Consider the following 19066-nt stretch of genomic DNA (forward strand, 5'->3'; position numbering starts at 1 on the left):
CGATATTTCTGGCATGGGGATATTCTGTATCAAAATCAGCCAGCACGTGATGTAGCCGATTATCCTTGTTGCAGGGAGTGCGTAGCAAAGCCCTGCTCGCTCCCCTGAAAGATACCTGTCAGCCTCAGCTGACAATCGCCGCATCGAGCGATTTTCGTGATTTTTTACGTTGATATTTTAAACCGCATTTCATCTATTTTTGTGGATATATCCTAGAAATGGAATATATTGTCAAAAATATAGAAATGTAAAAAATAATAATACTCTGAAAAAATTATCAAATTAATATGTGTACTGTATTGCATAAGTTGATTATAAAAGAGAAAAAGTGTTTGTAAAATTTATTTTTACAATTAAGCAATATGCATTTTTATTGAATAATTATCTCCTATGTCTTCCCAGTTGTACGACTTTTCTTCAGATCGGACACGCCGGAAGGCTCAGGCTATGAGTCGCCAACGACAAACCAGGCGGCAAGGGCTGGGGCAATCCTGCTTGGAACATGCAGTCCTCATTACAACAAGCTATATTTAACATACTGGAAATATTCATAATGAATTTATTTAGCAAGACAGCTTACGGAATACTTTCCGCGTTGGGGGCTTTTTTTCAGGTAAAACAGATACCCTGGAAGTACGCCGGTGAGGTCGGGCAGTATCAGCTAGAGCTATTCAGCACCGAGCACCTTGGAGAGCATGGCAGGCTGCTGGCAGAAAGACACCACATTGCCACAGAAAAGCACCCGGAAGTTTTGCTTCCACGGCTTGTGGACAACGAAAAAATGTTTTTGTCCGTGCACAGCCTGCTGAATGAAGATGCGCTGTGCGGCGTGCAGATAGCGCCCGCTGGAGAATGCCTTCTTGATAATTTTTATATTCTTGAAGAACAGATTCGAGCAGTAAGGCGGCACTTGCCCAAGGGGTACAGCCGGGAGCTGCCTCATCTGACCACGGGATTTTCTGCGGGGCTGCCCCGTGCCTACGATATTGCCCAGGAGGTCATATGGCATAGTGACGGGCGGGTGAATGCTGAAACCGTGAAGGCGGTTCTGACATCCTATCAAACCGTTTCTGTGCTCACTATTGGTGAATTATGGGCGGTTCCCATCATGTTCCGCTTTGCTCTCATAGAAAATATCAGACATATCAGCGCGTTGATCGCTGCATACAGAACTGACCGTGCACTTGCAGTGCATTGGGCAAGCAAGCTGACGCACACCGCTGCGGCCTCTCCCAAAGACCTGATCATGGTAATTGCGGACATGGCGCGGTCAAATCCAGCGCTTACCGGCTCGTTTGTCGCCGAATTCAGCCGCCAGCTCAAAGGCATGGGGCCATCCCTGGCGCTACCACTTACGTGGGTTGAGCAGCAACTTGCTGACTCTGGCCAAACGATTGACCAGCTTGTGCATGTGGAAAACCAGATGCAGGCTGCCAGCCAGCTTTCCATGAGCAATTGTTTCAACAGCCTGCGAGCCATCGAATCTATTGATTGGAAAGGGTTTGTCGATTCTGTAAGCGTGGTTGAGGATACTTTGCGTAAGGACCCGGCAGAAGTTTATGCCGCCATGGACTTCAATTCGCGCAACTATTGCCGCACCATTATCGAAAAACTGGCGAGGTGCAGCCAACTGACAGAGAACGAGATTGCTCTGAAAGCCATTGATCTTGCCCGCGAAGGCATGAGCCTGCATGGCAAAAACGCTCGTTCTGCGCATGTTGGCTGTTATTTGACTGCTGAAGGCAAACCTCTGCTTGAAACTGCCGTATCTGCCCATTTCGGCCCGGTGCAGACCCTTGCACGTGCGGCAGACCGGTTACGTGTTCCCCTGTATATCTCTACAATCATTTTATTGACGCTATTTTTTACCGTATCTTTCGCCTTTGTCGCCATGGCGCAGGGTGTACAGAATTTATGGGCATCTCTATTCCTGTTACCCATTATCATTGTAGCCTGCCACCTGGCCCTGACTGTTGCCAATAAAATTGCTTCCATTGCCATCAATCCCAAGCCTCTTCTCAAAATGGATTTTTCTACAGGCTTGCCAGAGCATTTGCTCACTCTGGTTATTGTGCCAGCAATGCTCACCAGCAAAGATTCCATAAAGTGTTTGTTTGATGACCTTGAAGTGCGTTTTCTGGCCAACCAGGACACATCCTTATATTTTGGATTGCTCACGGATTTTTCTGATTCTGCAACGGAAACCGTCCCCAATGACAAGCTGCTCGTCCGTGTGGCCCGGCAAATGACAGCAGAGCTTAATGCCAAATATGCAGCAGAAAACTACACCCCGTTTTTCCTGTTTCACCGCCCCCGTTTATGGAATGCGCAGGAAGGAATATGGATGGGGCATGAGCGCAAACGCGGCAAGATTGAGGAACTGAACAATTTTTTATGCGGCAGAACCTCGGATGTCTTTTCGGTTGTTGAAGGTGACAGAACGGTTTTTTCGCGTGTGCGCTACATTATTACGCTTGATGCAGATACGCAGTTGCCCCGAGATTCCGCCCGCCAGCTTGTGGGCGCCATGGCTCACCCCCTCAACCGCGCGCGGCTTGATGAGGGTAAACAGCGTGTAATCAAAGGATATGGCATCTTGCAGCCGCGCGTAGAGCCAAGCCTGGCCGGGGCCAATCGTTCGCGCTATGCCCGTCTCAATTGCAAAAAGAGCGGCATTGACCCATACACGCGCACAGTTTCCGACAGCTACCAGGATATATTTGGCGAAGGCTCATACATCGGAAAAGGCGTTTACGACCTGAATACGTTTGACTCCATGCTGTCTGGCCGCTTTCCTGACAACAAGGTGCTCAGTCACGATCTTCTTGAGGGCTGCTTTGCCCGCTCTGGCCTGCTGAGTGATGTTTCTTTTTATGAAGATTACCCCATGGCATATCTTACCGATGCTGCAAGGCGTCATCGCTGGATCCGTGGAGACTGGCAGATCATAAACTGGCTGTTGCCCCGCGTCCCCGGAGGCGATGGGCAGATGCACAAGAATTCTCTTTCGTTGCTCTCGCGCTGGAAAATTTTTGATAATCTGCGCCGCAGCTTGACCCCCGCCGCATTGATAGTGCTTCTGATCTCTGGGTGGGCCATGCTGCCATTATCGTGGCAATGGACCTCGCTGGTGGTTGGCTTTTTGTTTTTGCCAGCCTTGCTGGAAGCTGTCTTTGCCATGCTCAACAAACCGAGGGATACGTCTTTCAGGCGTCACGTCGGGCTTCAGCTTTCTGAACTTCCAGGGCATTTTTCTCAACCTGCAGAGGCATTGCTCTACCTGCCTGTTGAGGCAGCCTCAAATCTGGATGCCATTTTTCGCAGTTTCTGGCGAATGCTGGCCTCAAAAAGACGCCTTCTTCAGTGGAATGTATCGGTCTGTTCTGGCAACGCTGCTCCCGATCACCTTTGGGAAACCGTGGTTGCCATGTGGGCCGGGCCCGTAACCGCCTTGCTGGGTATGCTTGCCTGTATCGCCTTGGGCAACGGCATGGCGGCAAGCACTGCCCTGGCTGGCGTTGTTTGCCTGCTGTGGTTTTTTTCGCCGGTCATGGCGTGGTGGTCGAGTCTTCCTCTCAAGCGGCATCAGGAAAAGCTCACCCCAGAGCAAACCGGTTTTCTGTTCAGAATTGCCCGCAAGACCTGGAAGTTTTTTGCAACCTTTGCCGGGGCTGAAAGCAACTGGCTTCCGCCAGACAACTATCAGGAAGTTCCCACCGGCAGGCTGGCCCACCGTTCTTCACCCACCAATATGGGCATTGCGCTGCTGGCAAATCTTTCCGCCTATGATTTCGGTTTTATAACCGCCGGGGCATTTTTGGAGCGCACATCCAACTCCCTGTCAGTGATGGAAAAACTTGAAAGATACAAAGGCCATTTTTTCAACTGGTACGACACCCAGTCTCTGGCGCCTTTGTCGCCGCGCTACGTGTCGTCTGTGGACAGTGGCAACATGGTTGGGCACCTTTCGGTCTTGCGCGCAGGGTTGCAGGATTTTGTAGAAAAAAGGGTAAGCCATCCACTGCTTTTTAAAGACCTGAAAAAAACGCTTGCCATCCTGGTTGAAACTGCCCCCAAGCCTTCCGGTGGGGCTGCAAACTCACCGCTAGCCACTCTCAACCTAGAGCTAGATGCGGCCATACAGTCGTTTTCATTGTCTGCAAGTCACGTCAGAAAAGATCTTGAACATCTACAAACATCTGCAACAGCAGCTTTTACCCGGCGTGATCAGACTTCAGCCATGCTGAAAACGGACGACTACGGCAGCATGCAAGAAATGTTTTTGCTCAAATTGCAGGATAAACTGGACGAGCTTGCGCTTTTTATGCCCTGGACATTGCTTCAGGATATGCCCCCTGCTGTTCTGCAAGATTTTCAGATGCTTGACGCACACCTCACCCTGTTTGAACTTGCCGGGCTTGAAGAGACCGTTTTGCCGCGTCTGGCATTGTGCGCCGCAGAGGAAAAAAATCCATCGAGGCAGCCTCTCTTTGCTGAGCTTGCGGTACTTGTTGGTGCAGGCAGCCGGCAAGCCAGGGCGCGGCTTGAACAGATAACGGAGATGATGGAGCAGTGCACCGGGCTAGTGTGCCTTGAGTACGATTTTCTTTACGACTCCACGCGAAAATTGCTGTCTATCGGCTACAACGTGGACGAAAACAGAAGAGATGCAAGCTATTATGACCTGCTGGCCTCAGAGGCCCGGCTGGCAGTATTTGTGGGCATTGCCCAGGGCCATCTGCCGCAGGAAAGCTGGTTTTCTCTTGGGCGGCTTTTAACCACCACCACGGATCAAAAGCCGGTGCTTCTTTCCTGGAGCGGCTCGATGTTTGAGTATCTGATGCCGCTTCTTGTGATGCCCTTCTATGAAAACAGCCTGCTTGACCAATCCTGCAAAGCTGCTGTTGCCGCACAGATCGAATATGGGGGGAAAAACGGGCTGCCGTGGGGGATATCTGAAAGCGGCTACTGCATGACCGACGCGCGCGCCGACTATATGTACAAGGCCTTTGGGGTGCCGGGGCTAGGCATCAAGCGCGACCTGACCGCAGATATGGTTGTGGCTCCATACGCTTCGGCCTTGGCCGCCATGATAGCTCCACGTGATGCCTGTCTTAACCTTGAACGTCTTTCACAGGAAGGCGCAGAAGGTGAGTACGGCATGTACGAGGCCGTTGACTATACCGAATCGCGATTGCCCAGAGGGGAAACATTCGAGATCGTGCGTTCCTACATGGCGCATCATCAGGGAATGAGCCTGCTTGCCCTCGAGGCCTTGCTGCTTGATTACCCCATGCAAAAACGGTTTGAAAGCGATCCCCAGTTTCAATCCGCCATACTGGTTTTGCAGGAACGGGCTCCGGAAGCAATTCCAGGTTATGTACGCACGGCAACACGGTCGGGTGTTCCCGCAATTCACAGGTCAGTAAAAGGTGCAACGCGCATCATCGGTTCGCCGCACACTGCAAGGCCAGAGGTTCAGCTGCTTTCAAACGGCAGGTATCATGTCATGGTAACCAATGCCGGTGGCGGGTACAGTCGCTGGAAAAACCTTTCTGTAACCAGGTGGAAAGAAGATACGACGTGTGACGACTGGGGTACGTTCTGTTACATCCGCGATCTTGCCACAGGAGAATACTGGTCTACCACCTTTCAGCCTACCCAGGTAAAAACTGAACATTTCAAGGTGATTTTTTCAGAAGGGCGGGCCGAATTTCATTGCCGTAACCTTAACTATGATGTGCATACGGATATTGCGGTTTCGCCAGAACACGATGTCGAACTGCGGCGAACAAAGATCACGAACAACTCTCTGGAACAGCGAACCATAGACATGACCAGTTTTGCCGAGGTGGTTCTTGCTTCTTGCGCCGCTGATGCCTTGCATCCGGCATTCAGCAACCTTTTTGTCCAGACCGAAATAGTTGAAGATCAGTTTGCGATTCTATGCACACGCCGCGCCCGCTCTGAAGAAGAAAATACCCCCTGCATGCTGCACATGATGACTGTGCACGGCGTGCCTGTTGACGCCATTTCTTACGAAACGAACAGACGGCAATTTATTGGCCGTGAGCGCACCATAAAAAATCCAAGGGCAATGGACAGGGAAGTTTTTGATCTTTCTGACAGTGCTGGAGCCGTGCTTGACCCGGTTGTTGCCGTGCGCACTCGCATCACGCTTGAGGCCGGGCAGTCTGCAATAATTGATGTTGTGTCTGGCGTGGGCGAGTCACGGCCAACAGCCATGGCCCTTATTGAAAAATACCGGGATAAGGGCATTGCCGACCGCGTTGCCCGTATGGCTTGGGTTCATGGCCAAATTCTGCTGCGTCAGATCCACGCCACCGAGGTGGAGGCGCAACTATATACCTGTCTGGCAGATTCCATCGTGTACGCCAATGCGCAACTGCGTGCAGAAAGCTCTGTGCTTGTGCAAAACAGCAAGGGGCAGTCCGGACTTTGGGGGTATACGCTGTCCGGCGATCTTCCCATACTGCTGTTGCGGATAGGAAGCGTTGACAATATCGAGCTTGTCCGCCAGCTTTTGCGGGCGCATACGTACTGGAATCTTAAAGGCTTATTGGTTGACCTGGTCATCTGGAATGAAGACAAGGCCGGGTACAGGCAGCTTCTGCATGACCAGATCATGGGGCTTATTGCAGAGGGAAACGGCAGTAGCCTTGGGAAACCTGGGGGGATTTTTGTCCTTTCTGCCGATCGCATAGTTGAAGAAGACCGAATCTTGATGCAGGCAGTTGCCCGGGTCATTATTGCCGACGACAAAGAGTCTTTGGCGCAACTGGTAAAAGGCCGCATAGCGCCTGTCAATACAATTCCCTATCTTGCTCTGTCGGAAGGGCCAAGAGTTTCCCGTGCCGAAAGCGCCCTGCCTGCCCCCCGCAATGACCTTGTTCTCTTTAACGGACTGGGAGGTTTTACTCCCGACGGGCGGGAATATGTTATAATTACCGCTCAGGGCCAGGCCACGCCCGCTCCCTGGGCCAATGTGCTCGCAAATTCACAGTTTGGAACCGTTGTTTCGGAAACAGGGCTAGCCTTTACCTGGAGCGAGAATGCCCACGAGCACCGCATTACCCCGTGGTCAAATGACCCCGTGGGTGATTCAAGGGGCGAGGCATTCTATCTTCGCGATAACGACACCGGCTACTTCTGGTCGCCATCTCCCCGCCCATGCCGGGGCAAAACGCCTTACACAACCCGGCACGGCTTTGGCTACAGCGTATTTGAACATACTGAACGCGGTATAAAATCAGAGCTTCTTGTGCATGTTGACGTGGACGCCCCGGTAAAATGCATGCGGCTGACAGTGAAAAATGAGTCGCCAATACCGCGCAGGCTGTCGGCAACGGGCTATGTGGCCTGGGTTTTGGGCGATTTGCCGGAGAAAACACGCATGCACATAGCCACAGAAGTTGACCAGATGAGCGGGACAGTTTTTGCCTGCAATTCCTACAATTCTGAGTTTTCTGGTCGAACAGCTTTTTTTGGCACAGACGACAGCATTAAATCTGTGAGCTGCGACCGCGCTGAATTTTTGGGTCGCAATGGTTCTCTGGACAATCCGGCGGCCATGGGGCGCAGCCGCCTTTCGGGCCGAAACGGTGTTGGCCTGGACCCGTGTGCCGTTATTCAGGTTCCGTTCACTCTCGCCGCTGGCGAGGAGAGGGTCATTGCATTTCGGCTTGGAGTCGGGAAATCCAAGGATGAATGCAGAGAACTTGCCATGCGGTTTAAAGGCGTGGAGGCAACGCAGGAATCCTTGAGCCGGGTCTGGCGGCAGTGGGACCGCCTGCTTGGCTCCGCCTATGTGGAAACACCGGATATGTCTTTCAACGTTATGGCCAACGGCTGGCTGCTGTATCAGGCCATAGCCTGCAGGATGTGGGGGCGCGGAGCCATATATCAGTCTGGCGGTGCATTCGGATTCCGCGACCAGTTGCAGGACGCAATGGCGCTTGTGCATACCGCACCCCATTTGCTGCGTGAACAGATACTGTTATGCGCATCGCGGCAGTTTGCAGAGGGGGATGTCATGCACTGGTGGCATCCGCCGTCAGGCCGAGGAGTGCGCACTCGCTGCTCGGACGACTACCTCTGGTTGCCGCAGGCCGTTTGCCGCTATGTCAGCTCTACCCAGGATACCGGTATACTGGACGAGCAGGCTGTCTTGATCACAGGACGGCCCCTCAAGGACGATGAAGATGCTTATTACGACCAGCCATCCGCTTCTGGCAACACGGCAACAATCTATGAGCATTGCGTGCTGGCAATACGCTATGGGTTAAAATTTGGGGCACACGGGCTGCCGCTTATGGGTTCTGGCGATTGGAATGATGGGATGGACAAAGTTGGCGCTGGTGGAAAAGGCGAAAGCGTCTGGCTGGCCTTTTTCCTTTACGATGTGCTTGCCAGGTTTGGTCCCCTTGCGGCTGCACGCGGCGATTTGCCCTTTTATCAGGAATGTTCAAGTCAACTAGCTGTATTGAAAGACAAAATAGAAACACACGGCTGGGATGGCGGATGGTATCGGCGTGCATACTTTGATGACGGCACCCCCCTGGGCTCGGCAGAAAATAGTGAGTGCCGTATTGACTCCATAGCGCAAAGCTGGTCGGTGCTCTCAAAAGCAGGGAGTGCGGAGCATGTCAAACTGGCTATGCGGGCGCTGGATGACTACCTTGTGCGGCGCGAGGACAAACTGGTAAAACTGTTTACACCACCTTTTGACGTGCAGACCCCCAACCCCGGCTATATCAGAGGATACACTCCTGGTGTGCGCGAAAACGGGGGCCAATACACCCATGCAGCCGTGTGGGCGGCCATGGCCTTTGCCCAGTTGGGTGATTCCAGCCGGGCATGGGAAATCTTCAATATCATCAATCCGGTAAATCACTGCAAAACCGCAGGGGATATGGCGCGCTACGAAGTGGAACCCTATGTGGCTGCCGCTGACGTTTATGCCGCCCCCGGCCTCGTTGGGCGCGGCGGCTGGACATGGTATACTGGTTCAGCCGCCTGGATGTATCGACTGATGCTTGAATCCCTTATGGGAATCAACATTGAAAATGGCGCGTTGCGAATTGCCCCCTGCCTACCTGAAAGCTGGGGTTGTTGCACCGTTCATTATCGCTATTGTAGCGCGGTCTATCACATAGAAATTACTCAGAAATGTGCTGGAGGTAAAAACCTTTCCATCACACTTGATGGAACTGCACAAAATGACTCGCTTGTTCCACTGGCTGACGACAATCAAGAACATGAAGTGGCTGTTATTATTCAGCAATAAGTAATTTGAAGATGCCTATATTGTTTTTTGCAACCGATTTCGAGGGGGTGCATATATGTAATGACATTATAACATTATGCAAATATAGTGTATAAACCTAGTTGATAGTAGCCAATCCGTGTTTATGATAGCATTAAAAATTGTATTACTATCATACGGATTGGAGGGATTACATATATGCTCTATTCAAAACTTGTCACACTTTTTTCGGACGGAGTCAGCTTTTCAGAGGACGAAGTACCTTTGGGGGATAACCTCGTCGTCAGAAATTTCAGCTTTCACTCTCCTGAACGACAGCGGGTTGGCCCGGCACATTCCCAGATTGCTGCCAGCGCCACGGGATCAGAAGTTGATGAAGAAATTCAGGAGAATAATAATTTCAGATACCATGTAATGATGCCGGCCCAAATGAAAAAGGCCCGCAACGTTGTCATCATGCTTCATGGTCTGAATGAAAGATACTGGACAAAATACCTGCCTTGGGCTGCATCTGTTGTTGAAGCAACCGGCCACGCGGTTGTTCTTTTTCCGCTCGCATTTCACATGAACCGCGCCCCGGCCCGGTGGGCGGATCCGCAACGTATGGCGCACCTGAGCCGCGAGCGCAAACGTGCCCTGCCAGACCTCACCAGTTCCAGCTTTGTCAATGCGGCCATCAGCGCGCGGCTTTGCGAACAGCCCGAGCGCTTTATCCAGTCTGGTCTTGAAAGTTACTATGATCTCATCAATCTTGTTGAAATGATAAAGAATGGTCTTCATCCGGCCATTGATAAAGATGCCACAATTGATTTTTTTACCTACTCCATCGGAACCCTTCTCGGCGACCTTCTTATGATGGCAAACATGTCGGGGTATTTCTCGGCATCGCGGCATATTTCCTTTTGCGGCGGGCCTGTCGTAAGCGGTCTGCACCCGGAATCAAAATTTATTCTCGACAGCGAAGCTGTAGGCAAACTCAGGGAGTGCCTGCTCTCAACAGACCGGCTTGAAGTTTTGCTCTCGGACAACACCGAGTTTGAAAAGGCCTTTCGCTGCATGCTTGATTATGGGATAGGCAGCAGTGAGCGGGAGGAACGTCTGAGGTGTATGGGGGCACGGCGATATGTGATCGCCCTGGCCGATGACCATGTTGTAATGGTTAACGAAATTCGCAATACTTTTGGCGAAAAAGAAAAAAATGGCATCCATGTGGAAATTATGCAGTATACCTACAAATACAGACATGAAGACCCGTTCCCTGTGCTCACAAAAATGTACAGTAATATTGACAGGCAGTTTCAGCGTACATTTGACAGAATTTGCAATTTTTTGAAAAGATAGATGGGGTGAATTTTTATGACAGAGGAGGAATCTTTCAGCCAAATCACACTGGTTTGCCCGGGGTTCCCCCTCCGCTAAACCGGACGCCAGCGTTTTGTAATGGTATTTTAAAAAAGTTTTACAACGCAGCGCCAGCCTGCGCGTTGCGCATGCTGGCGCTGTATCCACCAGCGATGGCAGAAAAAGTCATCACCTCCCTGTCGCGAGCATCCAGAACAAAAGGATGCGCCCCTTCTCGCTCCTCTCGCCCTTCCCCCTCGTCGCTCAATCCCCAGTCCGGCAGAGCCACCAACGCTGATTTTATTGCGGTGCAAAACCATGCCAGTGTGCGCCTTGCATGGCTGGCTGTCGGTTAGCTGTGCCACAACGGCTGCTCTGGCGCATTATCCTGACATTCCGCATACGGTTAGCCGAGAAGCCCATCGGCAAACAGTCGCCGACCAGGCAACCACTGGATAGGCCAAAAGCCATACGCCGGAAGCCCACACCCAAGAGGTCTATGTACAGCGGCAGGGGCAGTGCCCCTTCAGTCTTGCCCGTCGTTCCGCAGGGCATGAGCTGCCGCCAGAATTCGCAGGCCAATGTAAAATGTGGCGTTATCATGCCATGCCCATGCTCAAGCTTGGTTACAGAAGCTCCGCGTTCTGCCTGCTTAAAAATCGCCAGAGCATGGCTGTGGGCCGTCGGGGCGATTTCACCGCAAGGACCTGCAAAATTATCAATCTCGCAAATGCTATCTCATTTTTTAAATCAACCAGACATTATGATTAATGAAATGATTGTTTATATTATTTTTATATTTTTGACTTTTATTAATTGTATAAAATAAAAAATTCCAAATGTGTTGTAGCGAACAGACGATGTATATTTTTTGTATGACTGTTAGCAAAGCTGGAAAAATCTTTAAATATGTAGTCATAAAAGTTCTATAAAAGCCACATTAACAATACATATTATAATAAAAGCATAATTAATGTAGTTAATTTAACTGCTTTTATGTAACACATTAATAAAATTAATTTAAAAAATTCAAGTTTTTTTACCGAAGCTCAGCCTTTGCCTAGTCAGCAAACAATAATCAGCAGCAATATATTTTGCATCAATATTGCCATGCTCATTGCCTGGCAAGCTAGCTTTCCGCCAATGCGCATGCAGGTGCAGTCAAACTATTACCGGGAGAGCAATATGTATTTCTTCAAGAAGATTATGATTTGTGCGCTTGTTGCATCCATCTCACTGGTTGCCGGGGCCTCGCTGGCGCAAGCTCAGACAATTGGAGCGACAAAAGAGCAGGCCACTACCGTCTCAAAGGGGTGGAGTATCACAAAGGACATCATGAAAAAGGATGTATTCACTGAGGACAAGGAAAAACTGGGCAGCATTGAAGACATCATTGTAACGCCCAGCGAAGGCCTTTCGTATGCAGTTGTGAGTACAGGCGGATTCCTTGGCATGGGCAAACACGACATCGTTGTTCCGCTCAACCAGTTCAAGGTGATGGATTCGCGCTTTATCTTGCCCGGCGCGACCAAAGAAACAATCAAGGCAATGCCCGAATTCAATTACGAAAAGTAAAAGGTGCTGATCGCAACGTGCCCGCTGCGGAGAGCATTTGAGTAAAAGATCGAGGGCATTTTTTGCCAGCTGCGCAGAAAATGCTCTCAAACACAAACATAACACTGTATTGCACGTTAACACGGAAAAATACCATGAAAAACAGCAAAGTCAGAAACAAGTTTAAAGAAATAAGCGGCCATGCAAAAGAAGTTGTTGGCAAAATAACAGGAGACAAACAACTTGAGCTGGAGGGAAATGTGCAGAAGAACGTCAGCAAGATCAGCGCTTCGTATAATGATATCAAGGACAGTATAAAAGAGTCACGCGATGATTAAAAGTTTTTCATGAGTCACTGCACGACTGCATAAACTGTAAACAAGGAATTTGCATTGTCATGAAGAATCTATGCGCTGATTTATTTGTTGCTCTCATCTTCACTCTTGGTTTGGCGTTTGCCATGTCAACAATGCAGGATGCGTCCGCAGCAAGCAATGACTTGCCTCAAACGGCAGGCGAATACTTTGATGACTCTGTTATTACAACGGCCGTAAAAAGCAACATATTGGGCGAAAAGGGTCTTTCTTCACTAAGCATCAATGTGGAGACAAAGGACGGAGTCGTTACACTCTCTGGAAAAATAGATACCGCAGCGCATTCAGACCTTGCAGTGCGCATGGCAAAAAAAGTCAATGGCGTTAATGGGGTTGTGAACAATTTGATTGTTGATGCCGCCGCACACCAGTCAGTTGGTGAGTATGTTGATGATGCTTCAATCACTGCGGCCGTTAAAGCAAATATTCTTAAAGAAAAGGGACTTTCAACGCTAAATATCAGTGTTGAAACAAAGGACAATGTTGTGACCCTTTCGGGAAAAACTGATTCGCCGGAGCACTCCAGGTTGGCCGCCCGTGTTGCAAAGCGTGTGAATGGGGTCAAAGCTGTTGTAAACAAGCTTAAAGAATAAATATGCAATGTTTTGCCAAAGCAAAAAGCAAGCATATTTATAAGTGTCAACACCGTTTCTGAGCAACGCCTTGCATAAACTCTTTTTGTAGATGAACGTTGCGTTATACGTGAAATTGTAAAGGCAGTTCGTAGTAATTATTATTGCAACAACAAGGGAATAGCTATGAACTGCCATATTAAAACTATTGTTTTAGCGATATTTATTTTTGCAAGCAATATATGTTTTGCATCAGAACCAGACAATGTTGACAATACAGAATCGCAAAAGAGCACTTTTGTACTCTATTACGAAAATGATTTATTTTACCATCACGATGGGTACTATACCAATGCAGTTAAATTTAGAGTGATATCAAAGCCGCTAAATACGCTTACAAAAAATGGAATTTTTCCGGATACGTTTGACTCAGTAATGGAAAAATTTGAAAAGTCACAAAATACACAATTTACACAGTACAATATTTCAGCAGGTGCTGGGCAGTCAATTTATACACCCAAAGATACCACGATCCGCGATCTTCAAGAAGATGATCGCCCATACGCCGGGTATCTTTACAGTTTTCTGGCCCTGCACGCCAAGCAGATTCAGATGATGGACACCTTTGAGATTACAGCGGGCGTGGTGGGGCCAAGCGCCCTGGCCGAATATGCGCAAAATGGAGTGCACCAGTTGCGCGGATTTGAAACCGCCAAAGGCTGGGACCACCAATTGCATGATGAACCTGCCATGACGCTCTCATGGGGCAGAAACTATCGCCTCAACAAACAAAGCATCTGGTCGGGATTAAGTTGGGATGTTTTGCCGTACCACACGCTCACAGTTGGCAACGTGCTGACGCAGGCAACTGCGGGCTCAGAACTGCGTCTGGGCTGGAACCTGCCTCCATCCTTCAACACTTCACAAATTCATCCAAGTTCAAGCATTGGTGCGCCAACCCCCGAAGATAAGGGGGGACGACAATCCAAAGATTGGGGTTTTTATGTTTTCGCTGGCGGTGAAGGTCGCGCCGTTGCCCACAATATTTTTCTAGACGGCAATACATGGGGGGACAGCCATCGCGTGGCCAAAGAACCCTTTGTGGGGGAAGTAAGTTTTGGAGCAGCCGTAACCATAAACAGCCTGCAAATTGCCTACAGACATGTTTATCTGACTGAAGAATTCAAAAAACAGAAAGGGGCGCAAAATTATGGTTCCATTACCCTTGTTTTACCTTTTTAGTGCGTCAAAGGTGGTGTGAATTGACATCCGCCAACATGGCAATGGTCGATCTGAATAGGGAGGACATGATGCTTAATATCAATAAGGAAGTTACAATGGTCAAGGTGACGTCCTGGTTTATGTTTTGTGTGGTAGCAATGATCGTCATAATGGTTATATGGGCCTTTCCTGTCAATGCGCATGCACAGGGCACTGAACAACATGGTAGTGCGCCTGTTGTTACTTTGAAGATGTGGGATTCTTCATCATCACTTGAGCAATACGCTTTTCTTGCGGGCATTGTGAGCATGCTTGAGCTCGAAAAGGAATGGCAGGGTCAAAAAGGCATCCTCCCGTTGCGGCAGAGCATGATCGGCAGCTGGTGCGCCGGGCTGGACGGCATGAGCCTCATACAGATTCACAGCGCCGTTAACAGCTATAGCATGAATAATCCCCTCAAGCAGGACAGGCTTGTCCTTGATGTGCTGTGGAGCGAGTTGGTGCAGCCCAAACTTAAAGCTACAATGTCTGGTTCTGGAAGCGACACTTCCACACGGCTTGAGCAAACCATGGGAAGCAGCAAGAAACAAAAAACTCATTCTACATATTAAATTAGCCATGGAGAATCATGATGAAACAACTACTTGCCCCAACTATTGCGATTTTTCTTCTGTTCGCAGGCCCCTTGGCGTGCACCAATATGAGTAAAACACAACAGGGCGGCCTGTCGGGCGCAGCACTCGGCGCTGGCGCAGGAGCGGGCATAGGTGCGCTTACGGGAGGAAACTGGGCTGTCGGAGCCGCCGTTGGCGGAGCCCTGGGTGGTTTGGCAGGGGGACTATACGGAAATTCGCAGGACAACAAAAAACGTTAAGCGCGGCCCTCGGACATATAAGCAGTTTGGCAGGCAGGTTATGATGAAAGGCCTGTCAAACAGCTTGTGATGGGGGATAGGTTGACGTGCACCCAGCAGTTTCTGATTTATCTTGGTTTATCAGGTGTTTTTGGTGGAAAGGGCAATAGACGGTCGGTTTCTGCTTTGACAACCGCATAACATTCGCAACACAGCTCTTCAAGTTTTGGGCGGTCCAGCACGGTAATCTGCCCCCGGCGATATTCAATGACACCCAGGCGCTGCAACTTGCCTGCGGCTTCAGTAACGCCCTCGCGGCGAACCCCCAGCATGTTGGCGATCAGTTCCTGCGTCATGCTCAACTGATTGCTAGGCAGGCGATCGAGCGAGAGCAACAGCCAACGACAGAGCTGCTGGTCTATGGAATGATGTCGATTACATACTGCTGTCTGCGCCATCTGCGTAATTAAGGCCTGAACATAACGCAGCATCAGTTGCAGCATTGCAACGTGATGACTGACGGCAGCCTTAAAATGCTTGTCGCTCAGGCGGTATGCCTGACCAGCACTTTGTACCAAGGCTCTGCTGGAGGTACTTTCTCCCCCCATGAACAGTGAGATGCCAATGACGCCTTCATTGCCAACTACAGAAATTTCCGCTGAAGCGCCGTTTTCCATCACATATAATAGCGAGATAATGCAGTCTATTGGAAAGTAGACATGTCGCATGACATCGCCGGATTCGTATAAAACCTTGCCCAGCGGCATTGAAACCAACTCCAGCTGCGGCAGTAACATGGCATAAATGGGGGGGGGTAATGCAGCAAGAAGGCGGTTTTGGTCTGGGGTAGCATCTTTGAGCATCTTGGTATCCTCAATAGCTATAATTATATTATTATATATTTCATATTTTGTTCGATCAATCTTTTTAATGGTACAATAATAAGTTGCTAATGTATGTGCTCTACCGCACACGCGTATCTGGTTTGAAATAACGATTCTGCTCATGAAGCAATTAACATCAAACGCAGAGGTTCATATGCTTGAAATGATTGCTGTTGCCCTCGTTATGTTGTGGTTGTTGGGGATAATTACATCCTACTCATTGGGTGGCTTTATCCACATACTTTTGGTCATTGCGGTTGTCGTTATCGTAATCAGATTTTTGCAGGGCCGACGGCTCTAGAAGCGGGTTCAGTCAAAGACCTTGTGCGGGCGACGGTTGTTGCAGAAGTCAAACCACCAGATCATGGTGCGGCGAAGCTCACGCCCTGTCTCTATCTCCCGCAAATACACGCATTCAAACTTTAGAGAACGCCAGAGACGTTCGATCATCAAGTTATCCATCCAGCGCGGCCTCGGCCATCCATTGAGATGCGCGCTCCGGCCTCCCTGAGCGTCCGCGTAACCCCATAATTCATGAACTGCGAACCTTGTTAGCTAAGCTCGCCGCAATCTCTCCGCTGGTTTGCTGCTTCCACAGGAAAATCTGATTTTTTTTTGGGGGGGGGCACGCCGTACTTGCTGACGAGCTCGGGCAAGGCATGTTCCCCGTACAGGACACCACCTGGGCAACGCTGGCCCTGAACTAGGTGGTGAACTTTCCGCTTGATTTGCACATCAAAAGCCTCCGTTGGCTTCTTGAGTCCACCTTGGCTCAGGTCCCGTTTACCGACCCCACTTCACAAATAGCCGCCTCGCAAGGATCACCGCAACGTTTTGCCTGGGTGCTCACTGGTGCTTGGTCAGGCGTTAGCTGTTTTTCATGTCCGCAACAAGACGGCTGAGCGTTTTCGACTGACTGACCATGTCAGCCACCGCCTTGGCGGCCTCGTTCATGGCGGAGGCAGTTTGCCCGGCCATGGTGCTGACCTCAAGGATTGACTGGTTGATCTCTTCGCTGGCGGCGGATTGCTGCTCGCTGGCGGTGGCTATGGCCCGCACCTGATCGGCGGTGGCATCGGCATCGCTGACAATCTGGCGCAGCGCCTCGCCGGACATGTTGGCAAAGCCCGTGGCTGTTTCCACCTCCGCCAGGGCGTTATCCATACTTTTAACGCTCTTTGCCGTGCTTGCCTGAATGGCCGCAATGGCGTCGCCCACATCATGCGTCGAGGCCATGGTTTTTTCCGCCAGTTTGCGCACCTCGTCAGCCACCACCGCAAATCCACGTCCGGCATCTCCGGCGCGGGCAGCCTCGATGGCGGCATTGAGCGCCAGCAGATTGGTCTGGTCTGCGATATCGGAAATAACGCTCATGATGCGTGAAATGGCATACGCATGCTCGTTCAGCTGGGTCATGTCGCCCTTGAGCGCCAGCGAAACCATGTGCAGTGTGCCGATGCTCTGCAACGACTGCTGCATTATGCGCTGGCCGTTCTGGGCATTGCCCTTGGTCTGGTCCGACATGCCTGAGGCCGAGGAGGCGTTGCTGGCAACCTCCTGCACGGTGGCGTTCATTTCGGTCATGGCTGCGGCAGCTTCGCTGAGCCGCTGCGAAGAATTCGTTGCTATACGGTCCGACTGCTCAATCTGCAACGAAAGCTGATCCGATGCCGCAGAAATCACAGCCACAACTTCTTCCAGTTGCCCGGCGGCGACGAGCATTCCTTCTTTTTTGGCATTTTCGGCGGCAAGGCGGGCCAATTCGGCCTGTTGCGTGGCGGTGCGGGCAAGCCGTGTCTGTTCCTCAGCTTCGGCAGTTTTGCTGGTGGCTGTTTCTATCATGCCCCTGAGTTTGTCCACCATGGCGGACAAAGACTGCCCCAGCTTGCCCAGCTCGTCATTGCGGTTAACGTACAGTGTCTGACCAAGGTCGCCAGACGCCACTGTTCCGGCAAAATCCACGCACTTGCGCAGGGCGGCAAGGATGGGATTAACGACAAACAGCATGGCCACGCAGGCCAGCACAAGGCCCGCAGCGCCAAATATGAGGCTGGATCTGGTAACGGAATCAGTGGCCCTGCTTATGTCGCCATCGTTGACGACAGCGCCAACAACCCAGTCTGCAGCCGCAAGCCTTTTGAAGGTCATGACCTTCTGATGCCCGTCAAACGTGTAGGATACGGTACCGCTGTCCCTGGACAGCATTTCCCGGCCCCAGTCAAACTGGCTCACGTCCAGCTTCATGATGTGCTTTTTTTCAGGATGGCTGATCATCTTGCCCTTGCCATCCATAAGATAGACGTACCCCTCGCGCCCGATCCTGATCGGCGTGATTATGCTCTCCGAAAACTTGGAAAGATCAAGCCCCACAATCAGAACGCCAAGAATCTTGCCGTCACGCCTGACAGGAGCCGCAATGACCGAAACCGGCTCGTTGTTGGTACGGCTCAAAACAGGCTCGCTGATGCATACCTCGCCCGTGATGGCTCTTTTGAAGTAGGCGCGGTCCTTGATGGAGACGTTGGTCGGCCCCTTGTTGTTGGTAATGCAGGTTCCGGCGAGGTCATACAGCGTCACGGCTTCAATAAAACCGCTGGTGTCCACTATGCGTTGCAGAGCCAGCTTTGCGTCTTCCAGCGCTTTGCCTGTCGCGCCGCCGGGAAGCATCAAGGGGTCGAATTTGTCGTTTTCGCTTTCCAGCGCCGCAACGCCGCGCATGTAGCCAAGAAGATCATTAAGGCTCTTGCTCACAGACTGCGTGGCTATTGTACCCATGCCCAGCAGGCCACGCCGAACTTCTTCATTGGCTTCACGGGCAGAAAAATAGCCTGATATTCCAATGCTGAACACAAGCGTCATCATTGTTGGTATCAACAACTTTGCTCTTACACTGCCGATCATTTTTTTCTCCAGGTATGTTCTATGGCAATAAACCCTTCATTGATGAACGTTATCAACCAAAGTGACGCCGTAAAAACCGC

12 protein-coding genes and 1 pseudogene are annotated in these 19066 nt (G+C 50.6%); 10 read left to right on the plus strand and 3 right to left on the minus strand.

Annotated features, from left to right (window positions below; translation table 11 throughout):
* Nucleotides 1–553: 553 nt before the first annotated feature.
* The 9 genes from DDIC_RS07160 (at nucleotide 554) to DDIC_RS07200 (ending at nucleotide 15222) form a co-directional block, all read left to right on the plus strand.
* Nucleotides 554–9307: a GH36-type glycosyl hydrolase domain-containing protein gene (locus DDIC_RS07160; protein WP_168732494.1), complete on the plus strand. Its 8754-nt coding sequence runs from the start codon at nucleotides 554–556 to the stop codon at nucleotides 9305–9307.
* A 177-nt stretch (nucleotides 9308–9484) separates the two neighbouring features.
* Complete coding sequence (locus DDIC_RS07165; protein ID WP_136399805.1) at nucleotides 9485–10627, plus strand: DUF6051 family protein; 1143 nt, start codon at nucleotides 9485–9487, stop codon at nucleotides 10625–10627.
* A 499-nt stretch (nucleotides 10628–11126) separates the two neighbouring features.
* Nucleotides 11127–11456, plus strand: a complete 330-nt coding sequence (locus DDIC_RS07170) for a hypothetical protein (RefSeq protein ID WP_136399806.1) — start codon at nucleotides 11127–11129, stop codon at nucleotides 11454–11456.
* 281 nt (nucleotides 11457–11737) lie between these two features.
* Nucleotides 11738–12202, plus strand: coding sequence for a PRC-barrel domain-containing protein (locus tag DDIC_RS07175; RefSeq protein WP_247647411.1), 465 nt, complete (start codon nucleotides 11738–11740; stop codon nucleotides 12200–12202).
* Nucleotides 12203–12336: 134 nt separating this feature from the next.
* Nucleotides 12337–12519 (plus strand): CsbD family protein, encoded by a 183-nt coding sequence (locus DDIC_RS07180; protein WP_168732495.1) that lies wholly within the window; start codon nucleotides 12337–12339, stop codon nucleotides 12517–12519.
* A 59-nt stretch (nucleotides 12520–12578) separates the two neighbouring features.
* Nucleotides 12579–13148, plus strand: a complete 570-nt coding sequence (locus DDIC_RS07185; protein ID WP_136399808.1) for a BON domain-containing protein — start codon at nucleotides 12579–12581, stop codon at nucleotides 13146–13148.
* Nucleotides 13149–13313: 165 nt separating this feature from the next.
* Nucleotides 13314–14369, plus strand: coding sequence for a lipid A deacylase LpxR family protein (locus tag DDIC_RS07190; protein ID WP_136399809.1), 1056 nt, complete (start codon nucleotides 13314–13316; stop codon nucleotides 14367–14369).
* 65 nt (nucleotides 14370–14434) lie between these two features.
* On the plus strand, nucleotides 14435–14959 hold the full coding sequence (locus DDIC_RS07195) for a hypothetical protein (protein WP_136399810.1): 525 nt from the start codon (nucleotides 14435–14437) through the stop codon (nucleotides 14957–14959).
* A gap of 20 nt (nucleotides 14960–14979) precedes the next feature.
* Nucleotides 14980–15222 carry a glycine zipper domain-containing protein gene (locus DDIC_RS07200; protein ID WP_136401058.1) on the plus strand — a complete coding sequence of 81 codons (243 nt, stop codon included), beginning with the start codon at nucleotides 14980–14982 and terminating at the stop codon, nucleotides 15220–15222.
* A gap of 107 nt (nucleotides 15223–15329) precedes the next feature.
* Here the strand turns inward: DDIC_RS07200 and DDIC_RS07205 are convergent, their stop codons facing one another.
* Nucleotides 15330–16064 (minus strand): Crp/Fnr family transcriptional regulator, encoded by a 735-nt coding sequence (locus DDIC_RS07205; protein WP_136399811.1) that lies wholly within the window; start codon nucleotides 16062–16064, stop codon nucleotides 15330–15332.
* Between the two features lie 184 nt (nucleotides 16065–16248).
* Between DDIC_RS07205 and DDIC_RS14150 the strand changes: the two genes are divergently transcribed.
* Nucleotides 16249–16386, plus strand: a complete 138-nt coding sequence (locus tag DDIC_RS14150) for a lmo0937 family membrane protein (protein ID WP_432612330.1) — start codon at nucleotides 16249–16251, stop codon at nucleotides 16384–16386.
* A 23-nt stretch (nucleotides 16387–16409) separates the two neighbouring features.
* Here the strand turns inward: DDIC_RS14150 and DDIC_RS14155 are convergent.
* Nucleotides 16410–16636 (minus strand): annotated as a pseudogene (locus tag DDIC_RS14155) (integrase core domain-containing protein); the annotation flags it as partial.
* Between the two features lie 316 nt (nucleotides 16637–16952).
* Complete coding sequence (locus DDIC_RS07220) at nucleotides 16953–18947, minus strand: methyl-accepting chemotaxis protein (RefSeq protein WP_168732496.1); 1995 nt, start codon at nucleotides 18945–18947, stop codon at nucleotides 16953–16955.
* Nucleotides 18948–19066 lie beyond the last annotated feature (119 nt).

The sequence above is a fragment of the Desulfovibrio desulfuricans genome (assembly GCF_004801255.1).
GTDB lineage: Bacteria > Desulfobacterota > Desulfovibrionia > Desulfovibrionales > Desulfovibrionaceae > Desulfovibrio > Desulfovibrio desulfuricans_C.

Coding starts and splice junctions, on each gene's coding strand:
- DDIC_RS07160 (WP_168732494.1), top strand. CDS start 554: ATGAATTTATTTAGCAAGACAGCTTACGGAATACTTTCCGCGTTGGGG.
- DDIC_RS07165 (WP_136399805.1), top strand. CDS start 9,485: ATGCTCTATTCAAAACTTGTCACACTTTTTTCGGACGGAGTCAGCTTT.
- DDIC_RS07170 (WP_136399806.1), top strand. CDS start 11,127: ATGTACAGCGGCAGGGGCAGTGCCCCTTCAGTCTTGCCCGTCGTTCCG.
- DDIC_RS07175 (WP_247647411.1), top strand. CDS start 11,738: ATGCTCATTGCCTGGCAAGCTAGCTTTCCGCCAATGCGCATGCAGGTG.
- DDIC_RS07180 (WP_168732495.1), top strand. CDS start 12,337: ATGAAAAACAGCAAAGTCAGAAACAAGTTTAAAGAAATAAGCGGCCAT.
- DDIC_RS07185 (WP_136399808.1), top strand. CDS start 12,579: ATGAAGAATCTATGCGCTGATTTATTTGTTGCTCTCATCTTCACTCTT.
- DDIC_RS07190 (WP_136399809.1), top strand. CDS start 13,314: ATGAACTGCCATATTAAAACTATTGTTTTAGCGATATTTATTTTTGCA.
- DDIC_RS07195 (WP_136399810.1), top strand. CDS start 14,435: ATGATGCTTAATATCAATAAGGAAGTTACAATGGTCAAGGTGACGTCC.
- DDIC_RS07200 (WP_136401058.1), top strand. CDS start 14,980: ATGAAACAACTACTTGCCCCAACTATTGCGATTTTTCTTCTGTTCGCA.
- DDIC_RS07205 (WP_136399811.1), bottom strand. CDS start 16,064: ATGCTCAAAGATGCTACCCCAGACCAAAACCGCCTTCTTGCTGCATTA.
- DDIC_RS14150 (WP_432612330.1), top strand. CDS start 16,249: ATGATTGCTGTTGCCCTCGTTATGTTGTGGTTGTTGGGGATAATTACA.
- DDIC_RS07220 (WP_168732496.1), bottom strand. CDS start 18,947: ATGATGACGCTTGTGTTCAGCATTGGAATATCAGGCTATTTTTCTGCC.